Source organism: Micromonospora sp. WMMD956 (assembly GCF_029626125.1).
Taxonomy (GTDB): domain Bacteria; phylum Actinomycetota; class Actinomycetes; order Mycobacteriales; family Micromonosporaceae; genus Micromonospora; species Micromonospora carbonacea.
The window spans coordinates 6,859,479-6,879,466 of the sequence record NZ_JARUBI010000005.1 but is presented as its reverse complement, the minus strand read 5'-3'; the positions used below and the strand labels follow the sequence as shown (position 1 = coordinate 6,879,466).

Here is a 19,988-nt window from a genome sequence, read left to right as displayed (position 1 = left end):
GGCACCCGCCGGTCTGACTGATCAATCAGTCGATCACCAGCTCGACGCCGTCCGCCGGCCCGTCGACCGCGACGGCCAGCACCAGGTCACCGGCCAGCACCGGCCCGTCGCCGCCGGGGGACAGCCGGGGATGGCCGACCCGCAGGCCGCCGGCCCCCGGGACGGGGCGCAGCAACTCGCCGGGGCCGCCGGGCACCGGCATCGGCCGGCGCAGGCCGCCGTCGCGCAACCCGCGCCCGAGCGCCTTGCCGACCGCCTCCTTGGCCGTCCACAGCAGCAGGAACGCCTCGACCTGGCACCCGGGAGGGCGTCCGCGCAGCCAGGCGGCCTCCTGCGGGGCGTACCAGCGGCGGGCCAGCGCCAGCGCGGGCAGGTCCCGGCGGCGCTCGGCGTCGACGCCGACCCCGCCGCCGCGGCGGGCCGCCACCACCACGATCCCGCCGGCGTGGCTGACGCTCGCCGGCAGCTCCACCGCGTCACCGGCGTCGACGAGCGGCCGCCCGGCCGCATCGCGTCCCACCCGGATCTCCGCCTCCGCCCGGCCGAGCAGCACGCCACCCGCGCGCCGCAGCAGCCGCCGGGCCGCCGCCGGCCGATCGCCGTCGGTACGGCCGAGGAACACGTACACGGTGTCCCGACCGGGCACCGCTGACTGGCTCACGGAAAGAGGTTAACCAATGCGCGACGAGGTCCGTGCCTTCGTCATCTCCCAGCTCGACGACATGAACTACGACGTCGACGGCATCGACGACGACACCACCCTCGGCCCGGCCGGCGTCGACCTGGAGTCGCTGGCCCTGGCCGACCTGGCCGTCCGCGTCGAGGACCGCTACGGCCTGAAGTTCGCCGACGACGAGTCCGAGAAGCTGGCGCTGATGACGGTCGGCGAGTTCACCACGATGGTCGCCGACCGGGTCGCCGCGACGGCCGACGGCAACTCCTGATGGCCGGTCAGCCCGACCTGGGGCGAGCTGACCTGCTGACGATGCTCGCCGAGATGACCGCGAAGCCGGCCGACAAGGTGTCCGACCGGGTGGGCTCGATGGAGCTCGCCTGGCTGGTCCACCTCGTCGAACAACGCTACGACCGCCGGCTCGACCTCACCGACGACCAGCTCGCCGGCATCCGGACGGTCGACGACGCCCTGGCGGTGTTCCACACCTGCCTGACCGCCCCCGCAGATGGCTGAGCGGGCCCCCGTACGGATCACCGGTGTCCACGCACTCAGCGCCCTCGGCAGGGGCGCCGACGCCCAGCTCGCCGGGGTGCTCGCCGGAGCCCCCGCGTTCCGGCCGGTCGGCCGCTTCGACACCAGCGCCCGCCGGGTCGGCGTGGCGGCCACCCTGGCCGACGCCGGCCCGCTGGCCGACGAGCTGACCGACGCGGTGCACACCGCGTGCGCCGCCGCCGGGCTCGACACCGCCGGGCGGGCCGCCGCGCCGCTGCTGCTCGCCGCCCACGGCGGCGCGGGCGTGCCGGCGCTGGCCGGGGAGCTGGCCCGCCGGTGCGGGCTGGCCGGTGCGTCCCGGGTCTACACCAGCGCCTGCGTGTCCGCGTCGACCGCGGTCGCCGATGCCGCCGCGCTGATCGGCCGCGGCGTCGTCGAACGGGTCGTCGTCGCCGCCGGGTACCTGGTCGAACCCGACCAGTACGCGCTCTTCGACACCGGCCGGGCCCTCGCCACCGACGGCGCGGTCCGCCCGTTCAGCGCCGGGCGGCGCGGGCTGCTGCTCGGCGACGGCGTGGCCGCCGTGGTGCTGGAGTCCGCCGACGCGGCGGCCCGGCGGGACGCGCCGACGCTGGCCTCGGTGCTCGGCTGGGGCCGGGCCGGCGACGCCTACCACCCCTGCCAGCCCGACCCGCAGGGGCGCGGCCTGGCCCGCGCGCTCGGCGCGGCCCTGCGCCGCGCCGGCCTGCGACCCGAGGACATCGGGTACGTCAACGCCAACGCCACCGGCACCGGCTACAGCGACGCGGCCGAGGCGGCGGCGCTGCGGCTGGCCTGGGGCGAGCACGCGCACCGGGTGCCCGTCAGCTCCACCAAGGCGCTGCACGGGCACGCGCTGGAGGCGTCCGGGCTGCTGGAGCTGGTGGTGACCGTGCTGGCCGTGCGGCACGGGAAGCTGCCGGTCAACGCCGGCTGGCTCGGCCCCGACGAGGCGTGCCCGCTCGACGTCATCCGCGACGCGCCCCGCCCCGCCGCCACCGGTTACGCGGTGAGCCTCAACGCGGCGTTCGGCGGGGCGAACACCGCCCTGCTGGTAGGTGCGGCATGACCGGCTCCGGGGAGCTGCCGACGGCGACGGACGGTCGGCTGCGGGTGCTCGCGCGGGCGAGCTGGCCGGAGCCGGGCGACGCCGCCCCGCCGACCCTGCCCGGGTTCGTGCACTCGCGGTTCAGCCCGGTCGTCGCGGCCGTCGCCGACCGGTGCCTCACCCGACGGCACGGTGGGCGACCGGCCCCGGAACCGGCCGGCGGGCGCACCGCGGTGGTGCTGGTCAGCGCCGCCGGGGACCGGGCCAGCGCCGACCACGTGCACGCCACGGTCGCCGCCGGGGGGCGACCCGGGCCGCTGTTCTTCTTCCAGTCGGTGCCCAACAGCGTCGCCGGGCACGTCGCCGCGCGCTGGGGGCTGGGCGGGCCGGTGGTCTGCCTCGCCCCGACCGGGGACCCGCTGGCCGAGGGCACGGCCGAGGCCGAACTGCTGCTGAGCGACGGTGACGCCGACGAGGCGCTGCTGATTCTGATCGAACAGGCACCCGACGACGCCGGTGCGGGCGTCGAGGCCGCAGTGCCGGGCGACCCGCCCGGCACCGCCGCCGTCGCGGTGCTGCTGGGGGGAGGAGACGCATCATGAGGACCAAGGGACTGCGCGGCCTGCTGGCCGCCGACACCGAGCTGGGCGCCGGCAACGTGCTGGCCCGGGTGCTGGCGCACGGCGCCGACCCGGACGGCCCCGGCCTGACCTTCGACACGGAGGTCGACGGGCACCCCGCCGAGCGCCCGCTGACGCTCGGCCAGCTCGACGAGCGGGTCGCCGCCCGCACGGCCTGGCTGCGCGCCCGGGGCGTCAAGCCCCGCGACCCCGTCGCCGTCTGGGCCACCGCCGCCGCCGACATGGTGCTCAGCTTCCTGGCGCTGACCCGCCTCGGCGCGATCCCCGCGCTGATGAACGGCAAGCTGCGCCCGGAGATCGCCGCCGAGTACATCCGCCGGCTGCGCGGCGCGGGCGTGCTCGCCGACGCCGCGCACACCGAGCTGCTGGCCGGGCACGACCTCGGCGCGCCGCTGCTCGGCACGCCCGCCGACGCCGGCACGGGCGACCCGGCCGCCGCCGGGGCCCACTACCGGCACCACCCCGACGACCCGATCGTCATCACCCACACCTCCGGCACCACCGGCGTGCCCAAGGCGGTGCTGCACTCGCACGCGAGCCTGTTCGCCGCCACCCGGCACCTGCTGTCCATGCCGCAGGCGCAGGGCACCCGCCGCATCCTCAACGCGCTGCCCGCCCCGCACACCGCGACCGTGCTCATGGTCAACCAGGCGCTGGGCAACCGGGCGGAGATGTTCCTGCTGTCCGACCAGGGCGGCGAGCGGGTCCTCGACGCGATCCAGCGCTGGCGGCCCGACGGCGTGTTCGGGTTCTCCGTCACCTGGGCGGAGCTGGCCCGGTTCGACCTGTCCGCGTACGACCTGGACTCGGTGCGGCTGTGGTTCAACACCGGCGACTGCTCGCACGAGCCGCACGTGCGCCGGCTCGTCGCGGTCGGCTCGCGGGACACCGTGACCCGGCAGGGCGTGACGCGGGTGCCCGGCTCCGTGTTCATCGACGGGCTGGGCTCCAGCGAGATGGGCCACTCGATGTTCCACATCACGCACACCGCCGACACCGACCGGTACGGCCGGTGCGTGGGCCGCCCGTACCAGTTCACGAAGGTCGCCGTGCTCGACGCCGACGGCAACGAGCTGCCCCCGGGCCAGGTCGGCTTCCTCGGCATCGACTCGCCGTCGCTGTTCCGGGGCTACTGGAACGACTCGGTCACCACCTACCGGTTCCGGCTGCGCGGCTGGTACCTCACCGGCGACCTGGTCTACGCCGACGCCGACGGGCGCTACTACCACCTGGACCGGGCCGTCGACTCCGTCGAGGTCGGCGACGGCCGGCGGTTCTTCACCGCCCTGTCCGAGGAACGGGTCCTCGCCGCCTGCCCCGACGTCACCGACTGCACGGTGGTGATCGTCAAGGAGGCCGACCGCGTCGTCACCGACGTGCTGCTGGAGCTGGCGGCCGGGGCCGACCCGGGCGTCGACCGCACCGAGGCGGTGCGCGCCGCGCTCGGCGCGGACGTCGGGGCGACCCTGCGCCGGGTGGTGCCGGTGCGCTCCGAGGACATCCCGGTCACCGTCACCGGCAAGGTCCGCAAGGTGGCGCTGCGCGAGCGCTACCTGACCGAGTCGTCGTCGTGACCGCCCTCATCACCGGGATGGGCCTGCTCACCCCGGCCGGGCGGGGCGCGGGGGAGACCCTCGACGCCCTGCTCGCCGGCCGGTCGGGGCTGGTCCGTCCGCCGCGGGAGCACCCGGCCCACGGGTCGCTGGAGGCCGCCGGGCTGCTGCCGGAGATCGACCCGCGCACGGTCGCGTCCGGACCGGAGACCCGGGTGCTGGACCGGATCGTCGTGCTCGCCCTGCTCGCCGCCGCCGACGCGCTCGCCGACGCCGGCATCGAGGTCGGCCGCGACGTCGACCCCGCCCGGATCGGGGTGATCGTCGGCGGCGTCGGCGGGATGGCCACCCTGGAGCGGCAGGTGCTGGCGCGGGCCGAGCGGGGCCGGGCGGCCGTCAGCCCGTACCTGCTCACCGGGATCCTGCCGAACATGCCGGCGGCGCGGATCGCCATCGCCCACGGCATCCGCGGCTACAGCTCGTCTGTCGGCACGGCGTGCGCCTCCGGCGCGCAGGCCGTCGCCGACGCGGCCCGGCTGATCCGGGCCGGGGAGGCCGACGTGGTGGTCTGCGGGGCCAGCGAGGCCCCGCTGTTCCCCACCTTCGCCGACACCTTCGGCAACGCCCGGGCCCTCGCCCGGGGCTGGGCCGACCCGGCCGAGGCGAGCCGGCCGTTCGACGCCCGCCGCAACGGCTTCGTCCTCGCCGAGGGCGCGGCGCTGCTGGTGCTGGAACGCGCCGAGCACGCCGCCGCCCGGGGCGTGGCCGGCTACGCCGAGGTCGCCGGGTACGGGGCGAACACCGACGCCCACCATCCCACCGCGCCCCGGCCCGACGGGGCGGGGGCGGCCGAGTGCATGCGCCGGGCCCTGGCCGGCGGCGGCGTGACGGCCGGCGAGGTCGGCTACGTCAACGCCCACGGCACCGGCACCAAGCTGGGCGACATCGCCGAGATCACCGCCCTGACCGACGTGTTCGGCGAGGGCACCGTGCCGGTCAGCTCCACCAAGGCGCTCACCGGGCACCTGCTCGGCGCGTCCGGGGCGCTGGAGGCCGCCGCCACCGCGCTGGCGCTGGGCCGGGGACTGCTGCCGCCGACCTGGAATCTCGACGATCCGGACCCGGCCTGCCCGGCGGACCACGTCCGCAAGGAGGCCAGGCGGGCCGACGTGGAACACGCGCTGACCAACTCGTTCGGCTTCGGGGGGCAGAACGTGAGTCTGCTGCTGCGGCGCACCGCCGGTGCGGGTGCGCGCGCCGCCGCGCCGGGAGGTGATCCCGCGTAACACCCCGGGCGGGGGAGCCCGGACGGCAGTCACGGGGGGACATGGGGAAGGGCTGGTACATGGACATCCGTTCTATAGATCACATCGAACTCTTCGTGGGGGACGCGCGGCAGGCAGCCTTCTACTTCGGCACGGCCGTCGGGTTCCGCCTCGCCGGTCAGGGCGGCCCCGAGACCGGGCTGGCGGGGCAGCGGTCGCTGCTGCTGCGCCAGGGCGACATCCGGATGGTGCTCACCTCCGGGCTGACCGCCGGGCACCGGGCGTCGGCGTACGTGCAGCGGCACGGCGACGGCATCGCGGTGGTGGCGCTGGAGGTCGACGACGCCGCCGGTGCGTACGCGGAGCTGGTGGGCCGGGGGGCGACCCCGGTGACGCCGCCGACCACCTGCACCGGCGCGGACGCCGAGGTCGTCACCGCCGAGGTGGCCGGCTTCGGGGACGTGCTGCACCGGCTGGTGGAGCGCCGGGGCGACCGGCGCGAGTTCCTGCCCGGCGCGTTCGAGCCCACCGAGCCGGTCGGCGGCGACGACGGCCTGCTCGCCGAGATCGACCACCTGGCGATCTGTGTGCCGCCGGGGCAGCTCGACGCGACCGTCGCCCACTACGAGCGGGTCTTCGGCTTCGCGCAGATCTTCACCGAGCACGTCGAGGTCGCCGGCCAGGCGATGAACTCCACAGTGGTGCAGAGCCCGTCCGGGCGGGTCACCCTGGTGCTGCTGGAGCCGGACCGCGGCCACCGGCCGGGGCAGATCGACGCGTTCCTCACCGAACACGCCGGGGCCGGCGTGCAGCACCTGGGGCTGCGCACCGACGACATCGTCACCGCCGTCGGCGCGCTGCGCTCCCGGGGCGTCCGGTTCGCCGGCACCCCCGGGGCCTACTACGACGACCTGGAGCGGCGGGTCGGCCCGGTCGACGCGCCGCTGGACCGGCTGCGCGAGCTGAGCATCCTGGTCGACCGCGACCACGGCGGCCAGCTCCTGCAGATCTTCACCGAGTCGATGCACGTGCGGCGCACCCTCTTCCTCGAACTCATCGAGCGACGCGGGGCGCTGACCTTCGGCAGCGGCAACATCAAGGCCCTCTACGAGGCCAAGGAACGGGAGCTGGCCGCGGCGGGGGCGACCCCCGCCGTCGCGGCCGGCACGGCACAAGGGGTTGGGGCATGACCACCACACAGATCCACCCGGCGCTGACCGCGCAGGAGGAGGCGCTGCTGCCGTCCGACGAGGACGTGCGGCACTACGCCGAGCACGGCTGGTACCTGTCGAAGAAGCTGTTCACCGACGAGGAGGTGGACGCCCTGGTGGCGGCCACCGACCGGTACTACGACGGCGAGCGGGACCGCACCCTGCCGGTGCGCCCTCCTAAGCTCGCCTACTGGGACCCGTCGAAGGGCCCGGTGCAGCGGCACAACGACTACGTCCACTACGAGCACGACGGGATCGCCGCGATCCTGCGTAAGCCGCTGCTCGGCGCGGTCGCCGCCCGGCTCGCGCGGGCCGCCGAGATCCGGGTGTTCCAGTCCACGCTGATCTACAAGCCGCCGATCTCCGGCGAGCCGTCGAACATCGTGCCCTGGCACTTCGACAAGCACTACTGGTCGTCCTCGTCGTCGGAGGACATGCTCACCGCGTTCATCCCGTTCCACGACTGCGGCGAGGAGATGGGCACCATCACCATGGTCGACGGGTCGCACCGGTGGAAGGAGATCGGCGCCGACGACACCGTCGTGCGGCACTTCGCCGAGCGCGACCGCGACCAGCTCGAGGAGATGCTGGCCCGCAACGCCGCGCACAACGGCGCCCAGATCCGCAAGATCCCCATGGTGATCCCCAAGGGACACGTGAGTTTCCACCACTGCCGCACCTACCACGGCAGCGGCGCGAACGTCAGCGGTCGCCCGCGCCGGGCGATCTCGCTGCACCTGCAGGACGGCGCGAACGCCTACCGGGAGTTTCCGCTCTCCGACGGCACCCTCGCCGCGTACAACCACGACGTGCTGGTCCGCCGCACCCACGACGGGCGGCCGGACTACGCGGACCCCGACTTCTGCCCGGTCATCTGGCGCGACCGCGCCCAGCAGGGAGGCTGACAATGTCACGGTACGACTGGGGTAAGACGCACCCGGGCATCGAGCGGTTGGAGCAGGCGGTGACCGATCGCCGCGACGTGGTGGTCAAGCACCCCCTCTACGCCAACCTGGACACCCACGAGGCGCTGGTGACCTTCATGGAGCACCACGTCTTCGCGGTCTGGGACTTCATGTCCCTGCTGAAGTCGTTGCAGCGGCAGCTCACCTGCGTGGACGTGCCGTGGATCCCCACCGGCCCGACCGGCAGCCGCCGGCTGATTAACGACATCGTGATGGTCGAGGAGAGCGACGAGCTCGGCGAGGGCTACATCAGCCACTTCGAGCTCTACGTGCGCGGCATGGCCGAGGCGGGGGCCGACACCGGCGCCGTGGACGCGCTGGTCGACCTGCTGCGCGCCGGCACGCCGGTGACCGAGGCGCTGGTGAAGGCCGGCGTGCCCGGCCCGTCGGCGGCGTTCGCCGCCACCACCTGGAAGATCATCGAGTCGACCCCGGTGCACTGCCAGGCGGCGGCCTTCGCGTTCGGCCGCGAGGACCTGATCCCCGACATGTTCACCCAGGTCGTCGCCGTCAACGAGCGCAGCCAGAAGCTGCACACGTTCGTCGACTACCTGGAGCGGCACATCGAGGTCGACGGGGAGCAGCACACCCCGATGGCCATGCAGATGCTCGCCGACCTGTGCGGCGACGACGACACCAAGTGGCAGGAGTGCGCCGACACGGTCAACCTGGCGCTCACCGCCCGCGCGCAGCTCTGGGACGACATCCTCGCCGCGATCAAGGAGGGTCGCCCGGCGTGACCCGCGACGATCCCGTCCGGCTGTACCGCACGGTGCGGCTGATCCGCCGGTTCGAGGAGCGGGCCGTCGACCTGGTCCGCGCCGGGGCGATCGTCGGCGGCATCCACCCGTACCTCGGTCAGGAGGGGATCGCCGCCGGGGTCTGCGCGGCGCTGCGCGACGACGACCTGGTCACCGGCACCCACCGCGGGCACGGCCACGTGCTCGCCAAGGGGGCCGACCCGGCCCGCATGCTCGCCGAGCTGCTGGGCCGCGAGACCGGGCTCAACCGGGGCCGGGGCGGCTCCATGCACGCCGCCGACCTGGCCGTCGGGGTGCTCGGCGCGAACGCCATCGTCGGCGCCGCCGGCGCGATCCTCACCGGAGCGGTGTGGGCGCGTCGGCGGCGCGGCGACGACCTCGTCGGGGCCACCTTCTTCGGCGACGGCGCGGTCAACGAGGGCATGCTGCTGGAGGCGTTCAACCTGGCCGCGCTGTGGCGGGTGCCGGTGCTGTTCGTCTGCGAGAACAACGGCTACGCCACCACCATGCCGGTCGAGGGCGCGGTGGCCGGCACGATCCCCGGCCGGGCCGAGGCGTTCGGCATGCCGGCGGCCGTCGTCGACGGCCAGGACCCCGAGGCGGTACGCGACGCCACCGCCGCCGCCGTCGCCCGGATGCGCGCCGGGGGCGGGCCGGAGCTGATCGAGGCCCGCACCTACCGGTTCGACGCCCACCACACCTTCGAGCACGCGGTACGCCTCGACTACCGCGCGCCGCAGGAGGTGGCCGCCGGCCGGTCCCGCGACCCGGTCGACATCCAGGGCGCCCGGCTGTCCGGGGCGGACCGGGCCGCCGTCGACGCCGAGGTCGAGGCGACCCTCGACGCGGCCCTGGAGTTCGCCCTGGCCAGCCCCGAGCCCGACCCGGCCGGCGCGCTGGAGCACCTGTACGCCAGCGGGCTGGTCGCCCGGACGGGAGGTGGCTGATGCCACGGCTGTCGTACCGCAAGGCCCTCACCCGGGCCCTGGCCGACGAGATGGGCCGCGACGAGTCGGTGTTCCTGCTCGGCGAGGACATCCGGGTGGCCGCCTCCAACGTCACCGCCGGGCTGCTGAAGCGGTTCGGGCCGGACCGGGTGCGGGACACCCCGCTGTCGGAGCAGGCGTTCACCAGCTTCGCCACCGGCGCGGCCCTGGCCGGGCTGCGCCCGGTGGTGGAGTTCCAGATCCCGTCCCTGCTGTTCCTGGTCTTCGAGCAGATCGTCAACCACGCGCACAAGTTCCCGCTGATGACGGGCGGGCAGGCCGAGGTGCCGGTCACCTACCTGGTGCCGGGCTCCGGCTCGCGCACCGGGTGGGCGGGGCAGCACTCCGACCACCCGTACAGCCTCTTCGCCCACGTCGGGGTGACCACCGTGGTCCCGGCCACCCCGGCCGACGCGTACGGGCTGCTGGTCTCGGCGATCCGGCACGTCGACCCGGTGGTGGTGTTCGCGCCGGCCGGGGCGATGGACGTGCGCGCCGACGTGGACTTCGCCGCCCTGGCCCCGGTGCCGATCGGGCGGGGACGGGTGCACCGGGCCGGCGACGACGTGACGGTGGTCGCCGTCGGGCATTTGGTGCACGACGCGCTCGCCGTCGCCGAGGCGCTGGCCGACCAGGTGTCGGTGGAGGTCTTCGACCCGCGCACGCTCCACCCGTTCGACTGGGACGGGCTGACCGCGTCGGTGGCCCGCACCGGGCGGCTGGTCGTGGTCGACGACTCCAACCGGTCCTGCGGGATCGCCGGGGAGATCATCGCGACCGTGGTGGAACGGGTGCGGCTGCTCGCGCCGCCCCGGCGGGTCACCCGCCCCGACGGCGCGGTGCTGCCGTTCGCCCCGGCGCTGGACCGGGCCGTGCAGCCCGGCCGCGAGCAGCTCACCGCCGCCATCCAACTCACCATGAAGGACGAGTGATGATCGACCCGAACTACCCCTGGCCGCCGCTGGACCAGGCGTGGAAGGACCTGCCGGAGTCGACCCGGGCGGAGATGGTGGCCGCCGGGGCGGGCGCGTGGAAGGAGGTCTTCTACGGCTGCGCGACCTACAACCAGACGTGGCGGCTGGCCCGGCCCCCGGTGATGCCGGCGGACGCGTTCCGCGAGCTGAACGAGGTCTGCGACCGGATTGCCCAGCTCATCCTGGAGGCGTGCCAGCGGCGGGCCCGCACCGCCGGGGAGCTGACCCGGCTGCTCGGGGTGCCGGCGGAGGAGACGAAGCTGCTCGACACCGACGAGGTGCTGTCGGAGGCGCTGCTGGCCGCGTACCGGCCGGACGTGCTGATCTCCGGCGGGGTGCCGAAGTTCGTCGAGTACAACATCGACAGCAGCCTCGGCGGCGGCTTCGACGCCGACACGGTCGTCTACCGGTACGCGAAGCTCTACGCCGAGCGGGGCATCCTCGACGGGCTGCCGGTGCGGCCCGCCCCGTCCCTGCTCGACCAGCGGTTCGTGGCGATCCGCGACGAGCTGGGCCTGGCCGACGGGGCCCGGGTGGCGCTGCTGCTGGACTTCGACGCCGACTACCCGGGCCTGGAGACGCCGGACTTCTTCCTCAAGATCCTGTCCCCGCTGGCGGACCGGGCCCGCCACTTCGGCATCGACCTGGTCATCGCCCAGCTCAAGCTGGCGACCCTGGACGAGCAGAAGCGGCTCGTCGTCGACGGCGCCCCGGTCGACGCGCTGTTCCGGCTCTTCGTGCCCAACCGGGTGCACGCCAGCGCGGGGCTGGACGCGGTCGCCGGCGCCCTCGCCGCCGGGACCCTGCCGATGTTCGTCAGCACGGCGGCCTGGCTGCTCGGCAACAAGATCAACTTTGCCTGGCTCTGGGAGGACCTCGACACCCTGCCCGAGGCCGACCAGGCGCTCGTGCGCCGGTACGTCCCGCGCACCACCGCCCTCACCGCCGCCGAGCTGCCCCGGGCGCTGGCCGACCAGCACGACCTGGTCGCCAAGCCCGCCGACGGCTCGGCCGGCATCGGCGTGCTGCTGGGCCGCGAGACCGACCCGCAGAAGTGGGAGGAGGGGCTGCGCGCCGCCATCGACGAGGGCGGCTACATCCTCCAGGAGTACATGCCCGCCGACCGGGTGGCGATGGACTTCGTGCGGATGGAGACGGGGGAGACCGTCACCGCCGACGTCCCCTACAGCCTCGCGCCCTACCTGTTCGGCCGCACCGGCTCGGGCGGCCTGGCCCGGGTGGGCTTCCCCGGCTGCGACAGCGTGCTCAATCTCGCGCGCGGGGTCCTGCTCACCGGCATCCTGCTCACCGACTGACCGCCTCCCCGGCGGCGGTCGCCCCGAGGGCCGCCGCCGGGGTGAGGTCACCGGCGCGCGGCGAGGTGCGCGCCGAGGCGGCGGACCGTCTCGGCGGCGGCGATGGCGTCGCTGCGGGCGCTGCCGTGCCGGCCGTCGCCGCTGTAGAGCGTCGGGTCGGCCACCGCCGGGTGATCGGTCAGGTGCACGTGCAGGGTGCCGAGCCGCTCGCCCAGCGCCCGGGTGTGCGCCGCGAGCCGGCGCATCCGCCCGCCCAGGCCCTCCCGCAGCCGCGCCGGCACCGCCGGGCTGTGCGACACGTCGAACATGCCCACCGTCACCACGTCCGCCCCCGCCTCCTGCAACCCGGTGACCATGGCGGCCAGCTCCGCGTCGACGGCGTCCGCGTCGTAGGCGGAGCGGAACGCGTCGTTGCCGCCGCACACCACCAGCGCCAGATCCGGGCCGAACTCCACCGCCGGGGCCAGTTGCGCGGCGCGGACCTCGTGCGCCCGCAGCCCCCGCAGCCCCAGGTTGAGGTACGCCAGCCCGGGGCGGGCCGCGTCCAGCTCGGCGGCGATCCGGTCGGCCCACTGCACGTCCGGGTAGCCGTCGACGGGCTCGCACAGCCCCTCGGCGACGCTGTCGCCGAGCACCACGAACCGCCGCCACGGGTGCCCGGCGAGCAGCCGCGCGCTCTCGCCCGCGCGCAGGCAGTACGGGTCGGTGGCTTCGGTGCGGCTCGCCGGCATGACCGGCACGCTAGCCGACCCGCCCGCCGCGTCGACACCCCTACCCGTCGAGCGTCACCTCGGCCAGGTACACGCACGTCCGCTCCTCGTGGGAGGAGTAGTAGCTGACCCGCAGCAGCCCGTCGTGCCAGTCCAGCCCGGGGTAGCCGCAGTCGCCGCCGGAGGGCAGCGCCAGCAGCTCGGTCAGGGCGCCCCGGTGCGGGTCGACGGCGCAGACGGCGGTGCGCGGGCCGCCGTCGAGCAGGCGTACCCCGGCGACGAGGCGGCCGTCGGGCAGCCCGAGCAGGGCCGGCCCGCCCACCCGCACCCCGAGGTCGGTCCACGTCCAGTGCCGGTACGGCGACCGGGCCCGCCCGAGCTGGGCGGTGGCCGCCTCCCGGTCGCGGCGCAGCAGGCAGCTGGCGGTGCCGTCGGGGCCGAACACCAGCCCGGACTCGTTGGGGTAGCCGCCGAGGAAGAGGGTGTCGACGACCGGTTGCAGGTCGAACCCGTCGCCGCTGCGGTAGAGCCGGACGAACCGGGGCTCCCGGGTGGCGTACCCGACGCCGTACATCGCGCCGCCGTGCCAGGCCGCCTGCCACACCCAGATGTCGCGCTCGCCGACCGGCGTCGGCTCGCCCCAGCGCTGCCCGTCGGCCGACAGCCAGGTCAACGTGCGGAACGCCTTGGCCGGCCCCGCCCCGCGCCCGACGGCCCGCCCCGCCGCGTCGCCGGTGGCCGCGCCGTCCGCCGTGGCGGCGGCCGTGCCGTCTCCCGCCGTGGTCGTGGTGCCGGCGTCCGTCGCGGTGGCCGCGCCGTCGCCCGCCGTGGTGGCGGTGCCGGCGTCCGTCGCGGTGACCGCCGCGGCGAGCAGTTGCAGCCGGCCGTCGGGCCGGGCCACGAACCGGGGGTCGCGCAGGTCGGTGGCCGCCCGCTCCAGCCGGGCGACGGGGGCCCACTCCCGGCCGTCGGCGGAGGCGAGCACCCGGATCGCCCCGTCGGCGGAGAGGTGTCCGGCGCCCTCCCGGTACGCGCACAGCCACCGGCCCCGGTGCCGGACCAGGTCGGTGAAGGCGTTGTGCCCGGCGGCGTCGCCGATCCGGCGCACTTCGCCGAGCCGGGCGGTGGCCACCGGGCTGTCGGTCGATGACGGCATGGTTCTCCTCGCGGGTCGCCGGTCCGGTCGCGCCCGGGGCAGTCAGTCGGTGCGACCCGACCGGCACGGTAGGCGTGCCACCCGACGCGACCCGGGCGCTCCGGCGAACGCGGGGCGAACATGCGAGGAAGCCATGCCGGCCGAGTGGGGGCATCCCGGCGCGCGGATACCCCCACCAGCCCGGCACGGCGCGGGCGGGGCTGGCGGGGCCGGCGCACGGCGCGGACGGGGCCGGCGGGCGGGGCCGGCGGACGGGGCCGGGGCGCCGCCTACCCGGCGGGCCGCGGGGGCGGCGCGGCTGGGCGGGACCGGCCCGCCCGCAGCGGCCCGGCGAGCAGCGGCCCCACGGTCAGCACCGCGCACAGCACCGCCATCACCAGCAGCGCCGGCTTGAGGCCAAGCACGGCGACCGACCAGCCGCCCAGCAGCGCGCCGACGGGCAGGCCGACGAACGCCAGGGAGCCGGCGATGCCGAGCACCCGGGTCTGCAACGCGTCGGGCACCCGCTCGTAGAGGGTGGCCCCCAGCAGCGGGTTGACGGCGGCGATGCCGATGCCGGACAGGAACGTCACCACCAGCACCACGACGAGGTGGTCGGTGACCGCCATGGTCAGCAGCCGGGGCGCGCCGCTCATCGCCGCGCCGACGGCGAAGACGAGCGTGCGGGGCAGCCTCGGGCCGACCATCGTGAACACCACGTTGCCCAGCAGCGCCCCCGCGCCGAACACCCCCAGCACCAGGCCGAAGCCGGCCGGGTCGCCGAGCACGTCGCGCACCCAGACGGGGATCCACACGGCGGTGTTGGCGGCGGCCATCATGTTCAGCGCGGAGACCACCAGCAGCATGGCCAGCAGCACCCGGTCGGTGCGCAGGTAGGCGAACCCGGTGCGCAGGGCCCGGAAGTAGCTCTCCCGGGGCGCGGCCGGCGCGTCGGCGGCCGGCGGGCGCACCAGCAGCCCGACCAGCAGCGCGCAGAGCGCGAAGGTGCCCGCGTCGATCCAGATGGCCCGGGTCACCCCGACCCAGTCGATGAGCAGGCCCCCGATCACCGCGCCGAACAGGGTGACGCCCCGGGCCAGGCCGTCGTAGGCGGAGGTGAGCCGGATCAGCTGCACCCCGGCGCGCTGCGCCGCCGGCCGGAACATGACGTGCTTGACCCGGTCGCCGATGCCGCGCAGCCCGCCCGCCACCGCGACGAGGGCGACCAGCGCCCCGAAGCCGAGCCACGGGGTCATCGCCACCACCGCCACGGCCGCCGCGCTCGCCGCGTCCACCACGATGGACGTGCGGCGCACCCCGAACCGGTCCGCCCACGGCGTCGCCAGGGAACTGGACAGCATGTACGGCAGGAACTCCGCCGCCGCGACGATGCCCATCTTCGCCGGGCTGCCCGTGGTGGTCAGCACCAGCCACGGGATCGCGATGACGGAGATGCGGCTGCCCAGGTTGGAGATCAGGTCGGCGGCGACGAGGGTGACCAGTTCCCGCCGCGCGGCGGCCCGCTCCCGGTCCACGCCGCCTCCCTTCGCCCCGGCCGCCGGGCCGGCCGCGGAACCGGCGTCGGCTCCGGTCTGCGGGCCGGCATCCGTTCCGGCCGGGGCGCCGGCATCCGTTCCTGCCGGGGAGTCGGCGTCCGTCGCCGCCCCGGGGACGGCCTCGGTCGTCACGCGGGGCTGCCGACGTGGTCGGCGGGGCGGCCGGCGGCGTACCGGGCCCGCAGCGCCAGCTTGTCGACCTTGGCCGACCGGTTCAGCGGCAGCGCGTCGACGAACTCCACCGCGCCCGGCGCCCACGTCTCGCTCAGCTCGGCGGTGACCAGGTCGATCAGCTCCGCCCCCGTCACCGTCGCCCCCGGCGTCGCCACCACGTACGCGTACGGCAGCTCGCCGGCCACCTCGTCGGGCACCCCGATCACGGCGGCGGCCCGCACCTGCGGGTGCCCGGCGAGCACGTCCTCGATGGGCCGGGAGTAGATCGGCCAGCTCCGCTGCCGGGTGAGGATCCGGTCGGCGAGCCGGTCGACGAGGTAGAGGTAGCCGTCGGCGTCGAGGTGGCCGACGTCGCGGGTGCGTACCCAGCCGTCGACCAGGGTCTCGGCGGTCAGTTCGGGCTGGCCGTGGTAGCCGGCGAAGCTCAGTTTCGTGCGCACCCACACCTCCCCGTCGACGCCGGCCGGCAGGACCGCCCCGTCGGCGTCGCGGATCTGCACCGCCACGTCCCCGTACGGCTTCCCGCAGGAGCGCAGCCGTTCCGGGTGTTCCGGGTCCTCGGTCAGCCCCGGCTGGGCGGTGATCACGACGGCCTCGCTGAGCCCGTACACGATGCGCAGGACCGGGCCGAAGCGGGCGATCGCCTGGCGCAGGCGGGCGGGCGCGGCGGGCCCGGCGCCCACGTTGAACATGAACATGGCGGAGAAGTCCGCGCCGGGCAGGTCGGGGTGGTCGAGCACCTCGTAGAGCATCGGCGGGGTGACGAACGTCGAGTTGATCTGCTCCCGCCCGACGGTGGCGATGAACGCCGCCGGGTCCCACCGTTCGCGCAGGAACAGCACGCCGCCGCTGAACAGGTTGACCAGGGTGGTGATCTGGCCGCTGGCCAGCCACATCGGCGAGTGGGACAGGTGCCGCAGCAGCGGGATCCCGCCGGAGCGGAAGCCCTCGGCGAGGGCGAGGACCTGGCGGTAGAAGCTCTCCCGGTGGTGCACCAGCTTCGGGGTGCCGGTGGTGCCGCTGGTCTGGAGGAACGACTCCGGCTCCGGCACGCCGCCGGGCAGCCCGGCGGCGGTGGGGCCGGAGTCGCTCAGGTCGGCGGCGGTGAGGTCGGGGCCCGCGCCGCCGGGGCCGAGGCAGAACACGGGCACGCCGGTCAGGTCGGCGGCGATCCGCGGGCCGAGCCCGTCGCCGTCGCGGGCGTCGTAGACGAACGCCTCCGGCCGGGACAGCCGGACGAAGTCGTCGACCTCGCGGCGGGAGGTGACCGGGGCGACCCACATCGTCCGGCAGCCCAGCAGGTGCAGGGCGAGCTGGAGCAGCGGTCCCTCGACCGCGTTGCCGAGCATCACCAGCACGGCGTCGCCCGGGCGGACCCCGCCGCGGGTCAGCGCGGCGGCCATGCCGCGCACCTGCGCGGCCACGTCCAGATAGGTCAGTCGGCGTCCGCCGCCCACCAGGGCCTCCCGGTCGCCGAAGCCCTCGAACAGCTCCAGCGCCTCGTGCACGTAGGTGGTCGGTCGGTCGGCACCGTCGGTCATCGCCAGCCCCCATCAGCTTCCGGCGGCGGTCGGCGGCGGCCCGGCGGGGCGCCCGCGACGACCGGCCGCGAGCGGCGTCCCGGCAGCTCAGGGCCGGGACGCGGCGACGGCGGCGCGCTTCGGCGACCGCACCGCCGCCAGCTTCGAGCGTAGGCCGCCCGGCCGCGCCGGGCACCGGGCCGATCGGTGCGCGGCCGCAGCTCGACGTCATTTGATCTTGTCGATCAGGTTGATTGACGCCTGTCAGGGGCGCGGCTAGGTTTCTGGACCATCGTCCAGGAGGCTGTCGTCAGTGGACGACCCTGGGCTGCCAACATGGAGGTTCAATGTCGACTCCGAACAAGTGGCGCTTGATAACGGCCCCGAAGAGATGGCAGGTGATCGCCGCTGCGGCCACGGCGCTGGTCGTGGGAGCGCCGGCCGTGGTGGCCACCGCCGGCCCGGACACCGGGAAGCGCCCCGGCGCACCCGTGTGGGCGGGCAGCTGGGCCGCCGCGGTGACCCGGGGCAACACGGTCGGGCTGACCAACACCGGCCTCAACAACCAGAGCATCCGGATGATCGTGCACACCACGGTGGGCGGTCCCCGGCTGCGCGTGCGGCTGAGCAACCTCTACGGCGAGCAGGCCGTGAAGGTCGGCCGGGCCACCATCGCCCGGCCGGACACGTCCACCCCGACGGACCTGTCGGACGTGGCCGTGCCGACCGTGAAGGAGCTGACCTTCAACGGCTCCGCGTCGGTCACCATGAACAAGGGCGGGGAGCTGCTCAGCGACCCGGTCGACCTCCCGGTCGGTGACCAGGAGGACCTGGTCGTCACGCTGTACTTCCCCGAGCTGACCGGGCCGGTGACCTTCCACGGCCAGTCGCGGCAGACCACGTTCATCGGCGCCACCGACCTCACCGGTGCCGCCGGCGGGACGGGCTTCACCATCCGCCCCGACTGCTGCTGGATGTTCCTGTCCGGCGTGGACGTGCAGCGCAAGCTCAGCCCCGGCTCGGTCGTCGTCCTCGGCGACTCCATCGCCGACGGCAACGGCAGCACGGTCAACACCAACCGGCGCTGGCCCGACCTGCTCGCCGACCGGCTGATCGACGCCCGCCCCGAGGTGCGTACCCCGGGCGTGCTCAACCTCAGCCTGGCCGGCAACCGGCTCAACCACGAGGGCACCGAGCCCGGCGCGGGCGGCTTCCCCGGCTACTACGAGCTGGGCCCGAACGCCCTGGCCCGACTCAACGAGGACGTCTTCCCGCAGACCGGCGTGCGGACCGTCGTGACCCACCTGGGCATCAACGACATCTGGATGTCGGACGACTCCGCCGAGAAGATCATCGCCTCGCTGCGGCAGGTCAACCAGCAGGTCAAGGCCCGCGGCCTGACCAGCCTGGTGGCCACGCTCACCCCGTACGAGGGGCACGGCAACCCGGGCGTGTGGACGCCGGAGAAGGAGGCCACCCGCCAGGCGGTCAACGCGTACCTGCGGGGCAGCCACGAGTTCGACGGGGTGCTCGACTTCGACAAGGTGCTGCGCGACCCGGCCCAGCCGAGCCGGCTGCTGCCGGCGTACGACTCGGGTGACCACATCCACCCGAACGACCTGGGCAACCAGGCGATGGCCGACGCGGTGCCGCTGCGCCTGCTCGGTCTGTGACACCGGCGGGGCGGCGGGGGGTGATCCTCCCGTCGCCCCGTCGCCAACTTCCTGGGGAGGAAGCACCACCGTGGACGTCAAAGAGCTGCTCTCCGGCCTGTACAGCGACCAGGGCCGGCAGAACCCGTACCCCTTCTACGCGGCCCTGCACGAGCTGGGCCCGATCCGCGAGATCCCGAACCGCCCCGAGCACAGCACCGTCAGCGCCGTCGCCGGCGGGTACGACGTCGTCGACCAGGTGCTGCGCGACCCGGAGTGGCTCAAGCAGTCCCCGCCCGGCTGGGAACAGCACGAGATCCTGCGCACCTTCGAGTCGTCGATGATGTTCATCAACCCGCCCGACCACACCCGGATGCGGGCGGTGTTCGCCAAGACGTTCACCCCGCGCCGGCTGGGCGCGCTGGAGCCGGTGATCACCCGCGTCACCGACACGCTGCTGGACCGGATGGCCGAGGCGGGCGCCGGCGGGGCCGAGGTCGACTTCGTGGCCGACTTCGCGTACCCGATCCCGGCGCTGGTGATGGCCGAGTTCATCGGCCTGCCCGAGGCCGACCTGCCCTGGTACCGCGAGCGGGTCGACTGGATCGACGACTTCCTCGACGTGGCCGGGGCGACCCCGGAGCGGCTGGCCAAGGCCAACACCGCCGCCGCCGAGCTGCGCGGCTACTACCGGGAGCGGATCGCCGAGCGCCGCCGCGCCCCCGGCGAGGACCTGATCAGCGGCCTCGTCGAGGCGCTCGACTCCGGCGGCGTCGACCTCACCGAGGACGAGCTGATCAGCAACCTCATCGTCCTGTTCAACGCCAGCTTCGTCACCACCGTCTACATGTTCAGCAACGGCCTGCCGCTGCTGCTGGAGCACCCCGACGTGACCGCCGCCCTGCCCGGCGACGACGAGCTGACCCGGGGCTGCGTCGACGAGGTGCTGCGCATGCAGAGCCCGGTGCACTTCCTGGCCCGGGCCGCGCCCCGCGACACCGTCCTGCACGGCGTGCAGGTCGCCGAGGGCGAGAACGTGATGCTGCTGATCGCCGCCGCCAACCGCGACCCGGCCCGCTTCCCCGACCCCGACCGGTTCGACCCGCGCCGCGCCGGCCCGCCGTCGCTGGCCTTCGGCGTCGGCCTGCACTTCTGCCTCGGCTCGGCGGTGTCCCGGCTGGAGGGCCAGCTCGCCCTGCCCCGGCTGTTCGCCCGCTTCCCCGGGCTGCGCATCACCCAGCAGCCCGTCTACAGCGGCAGCCTGTTCCTGCGTGGCATCGACAAGCTGTTCGTCACCACCGGCGAGTAGAGGAG

General features: G+C 75.0%; 19 protein-coding genes. 14 read left to right on the top strand and 5 right to left on the bottom strand.

Annotation, left to right across the window (positions count from 1 at the left end; genetic code table 11):
• Positions 1–25: 25 nt before the first annotated feature.
• Positions 26–661, bottom strand: a complete 636-nt coding sequence (locus O7628_RS29775) for a 4'-phosphopantetheinyl transferase superfamily protein (RefSeq protein ID WP_278135670.1) — start codon at positions 659–661, stop codon at positions 26–28.
• 16 nt (positions 662–677) lie between these two features.
• Between O7628_RS29775 and O7628_RS29770 the strand changes: the two genes are divergently transcribed.
• The 12 genes from O7628_RS29770 to O7628_RS29715 are packed head-to-tail and all read left to right on the top strand — an operon-like array spanning position 678 to position 11,927.
• Positions 678–944 (top strand): acyl carrier protein, encoded by a 267-nt coding sequence (locus O7628_RS29770; RefSeq protein ID WP_043968887.1) that lies wholly within the window; start codon positions 678–680, stop codon positions 942–944.
• Complete coding sequence (locus tag O7628_RS29765) at positions 944–1,189, top strand: acyl carrier protein (protein WP_278135668.1); 246 nt, start codon at positions 944–946, stop codon at positions 1,187–1,189. The genes O7628_RS29770 and O7628_RS29765 overlap by 1 nt, the downstream gene beginning before the upstream one ends.
• Positions 1,182–2,276, top strand: a complete 1,095-nt coding sequence (locus O7628_RS29760; protein WP_278135667.1) for a beta-ketoacyl synthase N-terminal-like domain-containing protein — start codon at positions 1,182–1,184, stop codon at positions 2,274–2,276. Before O7628_RS29765 ends, O7628_RS29760 begins: the two co-directional genes overlap by 8 nt.
• Positions 2,273–2,857 (top strand): beta-ketoacyl synthase chain length factor, encoded by a 585-nt coding sequence (locus O7628_RS29755; protein ID WP_278135666.1) that lies wholly within the window; start codon positions 2,273–2,275, stop codon positions 2,855–2,857. Before O7628_RS29760 ends, O7628_RS29755 begins: the two co-directional genes overlap by 4 nt.
• A complete protein-coding gene (locus O7628_RS29750) occupies positions 2,854–4,470 on the top strand; it encodes a class I adenylate-forming enzyme family protein (protein ID WP_278135665.1) in 1,617 nt (538 codons plus the stop codon). The genes O7628_RS29755 and O7628_RS29750 overlap by 4 nt, the downstream gene beginning before the upstream one ends.
• Entirely contained in the window at positions 4,467–5,735 is a 1,269-nt protein-coding gene (locus O7628_RS29745) for a beta-ketoacyl-[acyl-carrier-protein] synthase family protein (RefSeq protein ID WP_278135663.1), read from the top strand. The genes O7628_RS29750 and O7628_RS29745 overlap by 4 nt, the downstream gene beginning before the upstream one ends.
• A 59-nt stretch (positions 5,736–5,794) precedes the next feature.
• The gene (gene hppD / locus O7628_RS29740; protein ID WP_278136441.1) at positions 5,795–6,904 is read left to right on the top strand and encodes a 4-hydroxyphenylpyruvate dioxygenase; all 1,110 of its coding nucleotides are present in this window, start codon (positions 5,795–5,797) and stop codon (positions 6,902–6,904) included.
• Positions 6,901–7,830 (top strand): phytanoyl-CoA dioxygenase family protein, encoded by a 930-nt coding sequence (locus O7628_RS29735; RefSeq protein WP_278135661.1) that lies wholly within the window; start codon positions 6,901–6,903, stop codon positions 7,828–7,830. The genes hppD and O7628_RS29735 overlap by 4 nt, the downstream gene beginning before the upstream one ends.
• A gap of 2 nt (positions 7,831–7,832) precedes the next feature.
• The gene (locus O7628_RS29730) at positions 7,833–8,630 is read left to right on the top strand and encodes a DUF3050 domain-containing protein (RefSeq protein WP_074477223.1); all 798 of its coding nucleotides are present in this window, start codon (positions 7,833–7,835) and stop codon (positions 8,628–8,630) included.
• Positions 8,627–9,598: a thiamine pyrophosphate-dependent dehydrogenase E1 component subunit alpha gene (locus O7628_RS29725; RefSeq protein ID WP_178065235.1), complete on the top strand. Its 972-nt coding sequence runs from the start codon at positions 8,627–8,629 to the stop codon at positions 9,596–9,598. Before O7628_RS29730 ends, O7628_RS29725 begins: the two co-directional genes overlap by 4 nt.
• Positions 9,598–10,569: a transketolase C-terminal domain-containing protein gene (locus tag O7628_RS29720; RefSeq protein WP_178065236.1), complete on the top strand. Its 972-nt coding sequence runs from the start codon at positions 9,598–9,600 to the stop codon at positions 10,567–10,569. Before O7628_RS29725 ends, O7628_RS29720 begins: the two co-directional genes overlap by 1 nt.
• Positions 10,569–11,927, top strand: coding sequence for a hypothetical protein (locus tag O7628_RS29715; protein WP_278135658.1), 1,359 nt, complete (start codon positions 10,569–10,571; stop codon positions 11,925–11,927). Before O7628_RS29720 ends, O7628_RS29715 begins: the two co-directional genes overlap by 1 nt.
• Positions 11,928–11,974: 47 nt before the next feature.
• Here O7628_RS29715 and O7628_RS29710 read toward each other — a convergent pair whose 3' ends face one another.
• The 4 genes from O7628_RS29710 to O7628_RS29695 form a co-directional block, all read right to left on the bottom strand.
• The gene (locus tag O7628_RS29710) at positions 11,975–12,658 is read right to left on the bottom strand and encodes an SGNH/GDSL hydrolase family protein (protein WP_278135657.1); all 684 of its coding nucleotides are present in this window, start codon (positions 12,656–12,658) and stop codon (positions 11,975–11,977) included.
• Positions 12,659–12,698: 40 nt separating this feature from the next.
• Positions 12,699–13,793 (bottom strand): exo-alpha-sialidase, encoded by a 1,095-nt coding sequence (locus O7628_RS29705; protein WP_278135656.1) that lies wholly within the window; start codon positions 13,791–13,793, stop codon positions 12,699–12,701.
• A gap of 269 nt (positions 13,794–14,062) precedes the next feature.
• On the bottom strand, positions 14,063–15,307 hold the full coding sequence (locus O7628_RS29700; RefSeq protein WP_278135655.1) for an MFS transporter: 1,245 nt from the start codon (positions 15,305–15,307) through the stop codon (positions 14,063–14,065).
• A gap of 149 nt (positions 15,308–15,456) precedes the next feature.
• Positions 15,457–17,043: an AMP-binding protein gene (locus O7628_RS29695; RefSeq protein WP_278135654.1), complete on the bottom strand. Its 1,587-nt coding sequence runs from the start codon at positions 17,041–17,043 to the stop codon at positions 15,457–15,459.
• A 380-nt stretch (positions 17,044–17,423) separates the two neighbouring features.
• Between O7628_RS29695 and O7628_RS29690 the strand changes: the two genes are divergently transcribed.
• Both O7628_RS29690 and O7628_RS29685 read left to right on the top strand, forming a co-directional pair.
• Positions 17,424–18,695 carry an SGNH/GDSL hydrolase family protein gene (locus tag O7628_RS29690; protein ID WP_278136440.1) on the top strand — a complete coding sequence of 424 codons (1,272 nt, stop codon included), beginning with the start codon at positions 17,424–17,426 and terminating at the stop codon, positions 18,693–18,695.
• 70 nt (positions 18,696–18,765) lie between these two features.
• Positions 18,766–19,983 carry a cytochrome P450 gene (locus O7628_RS29685; RefSeq protein ID WP_178065242.1) on the top strand — a complete coding sequence of 406 codons (1,218 nt, stop codon included), beginning with the start codon at positions 18,766–18,768 and terminating at the stop codon, positions 19,981–19,983.
• The last annotated feature ends 5 nt before the right edge of the window (positions 19,984–19,988 follow it).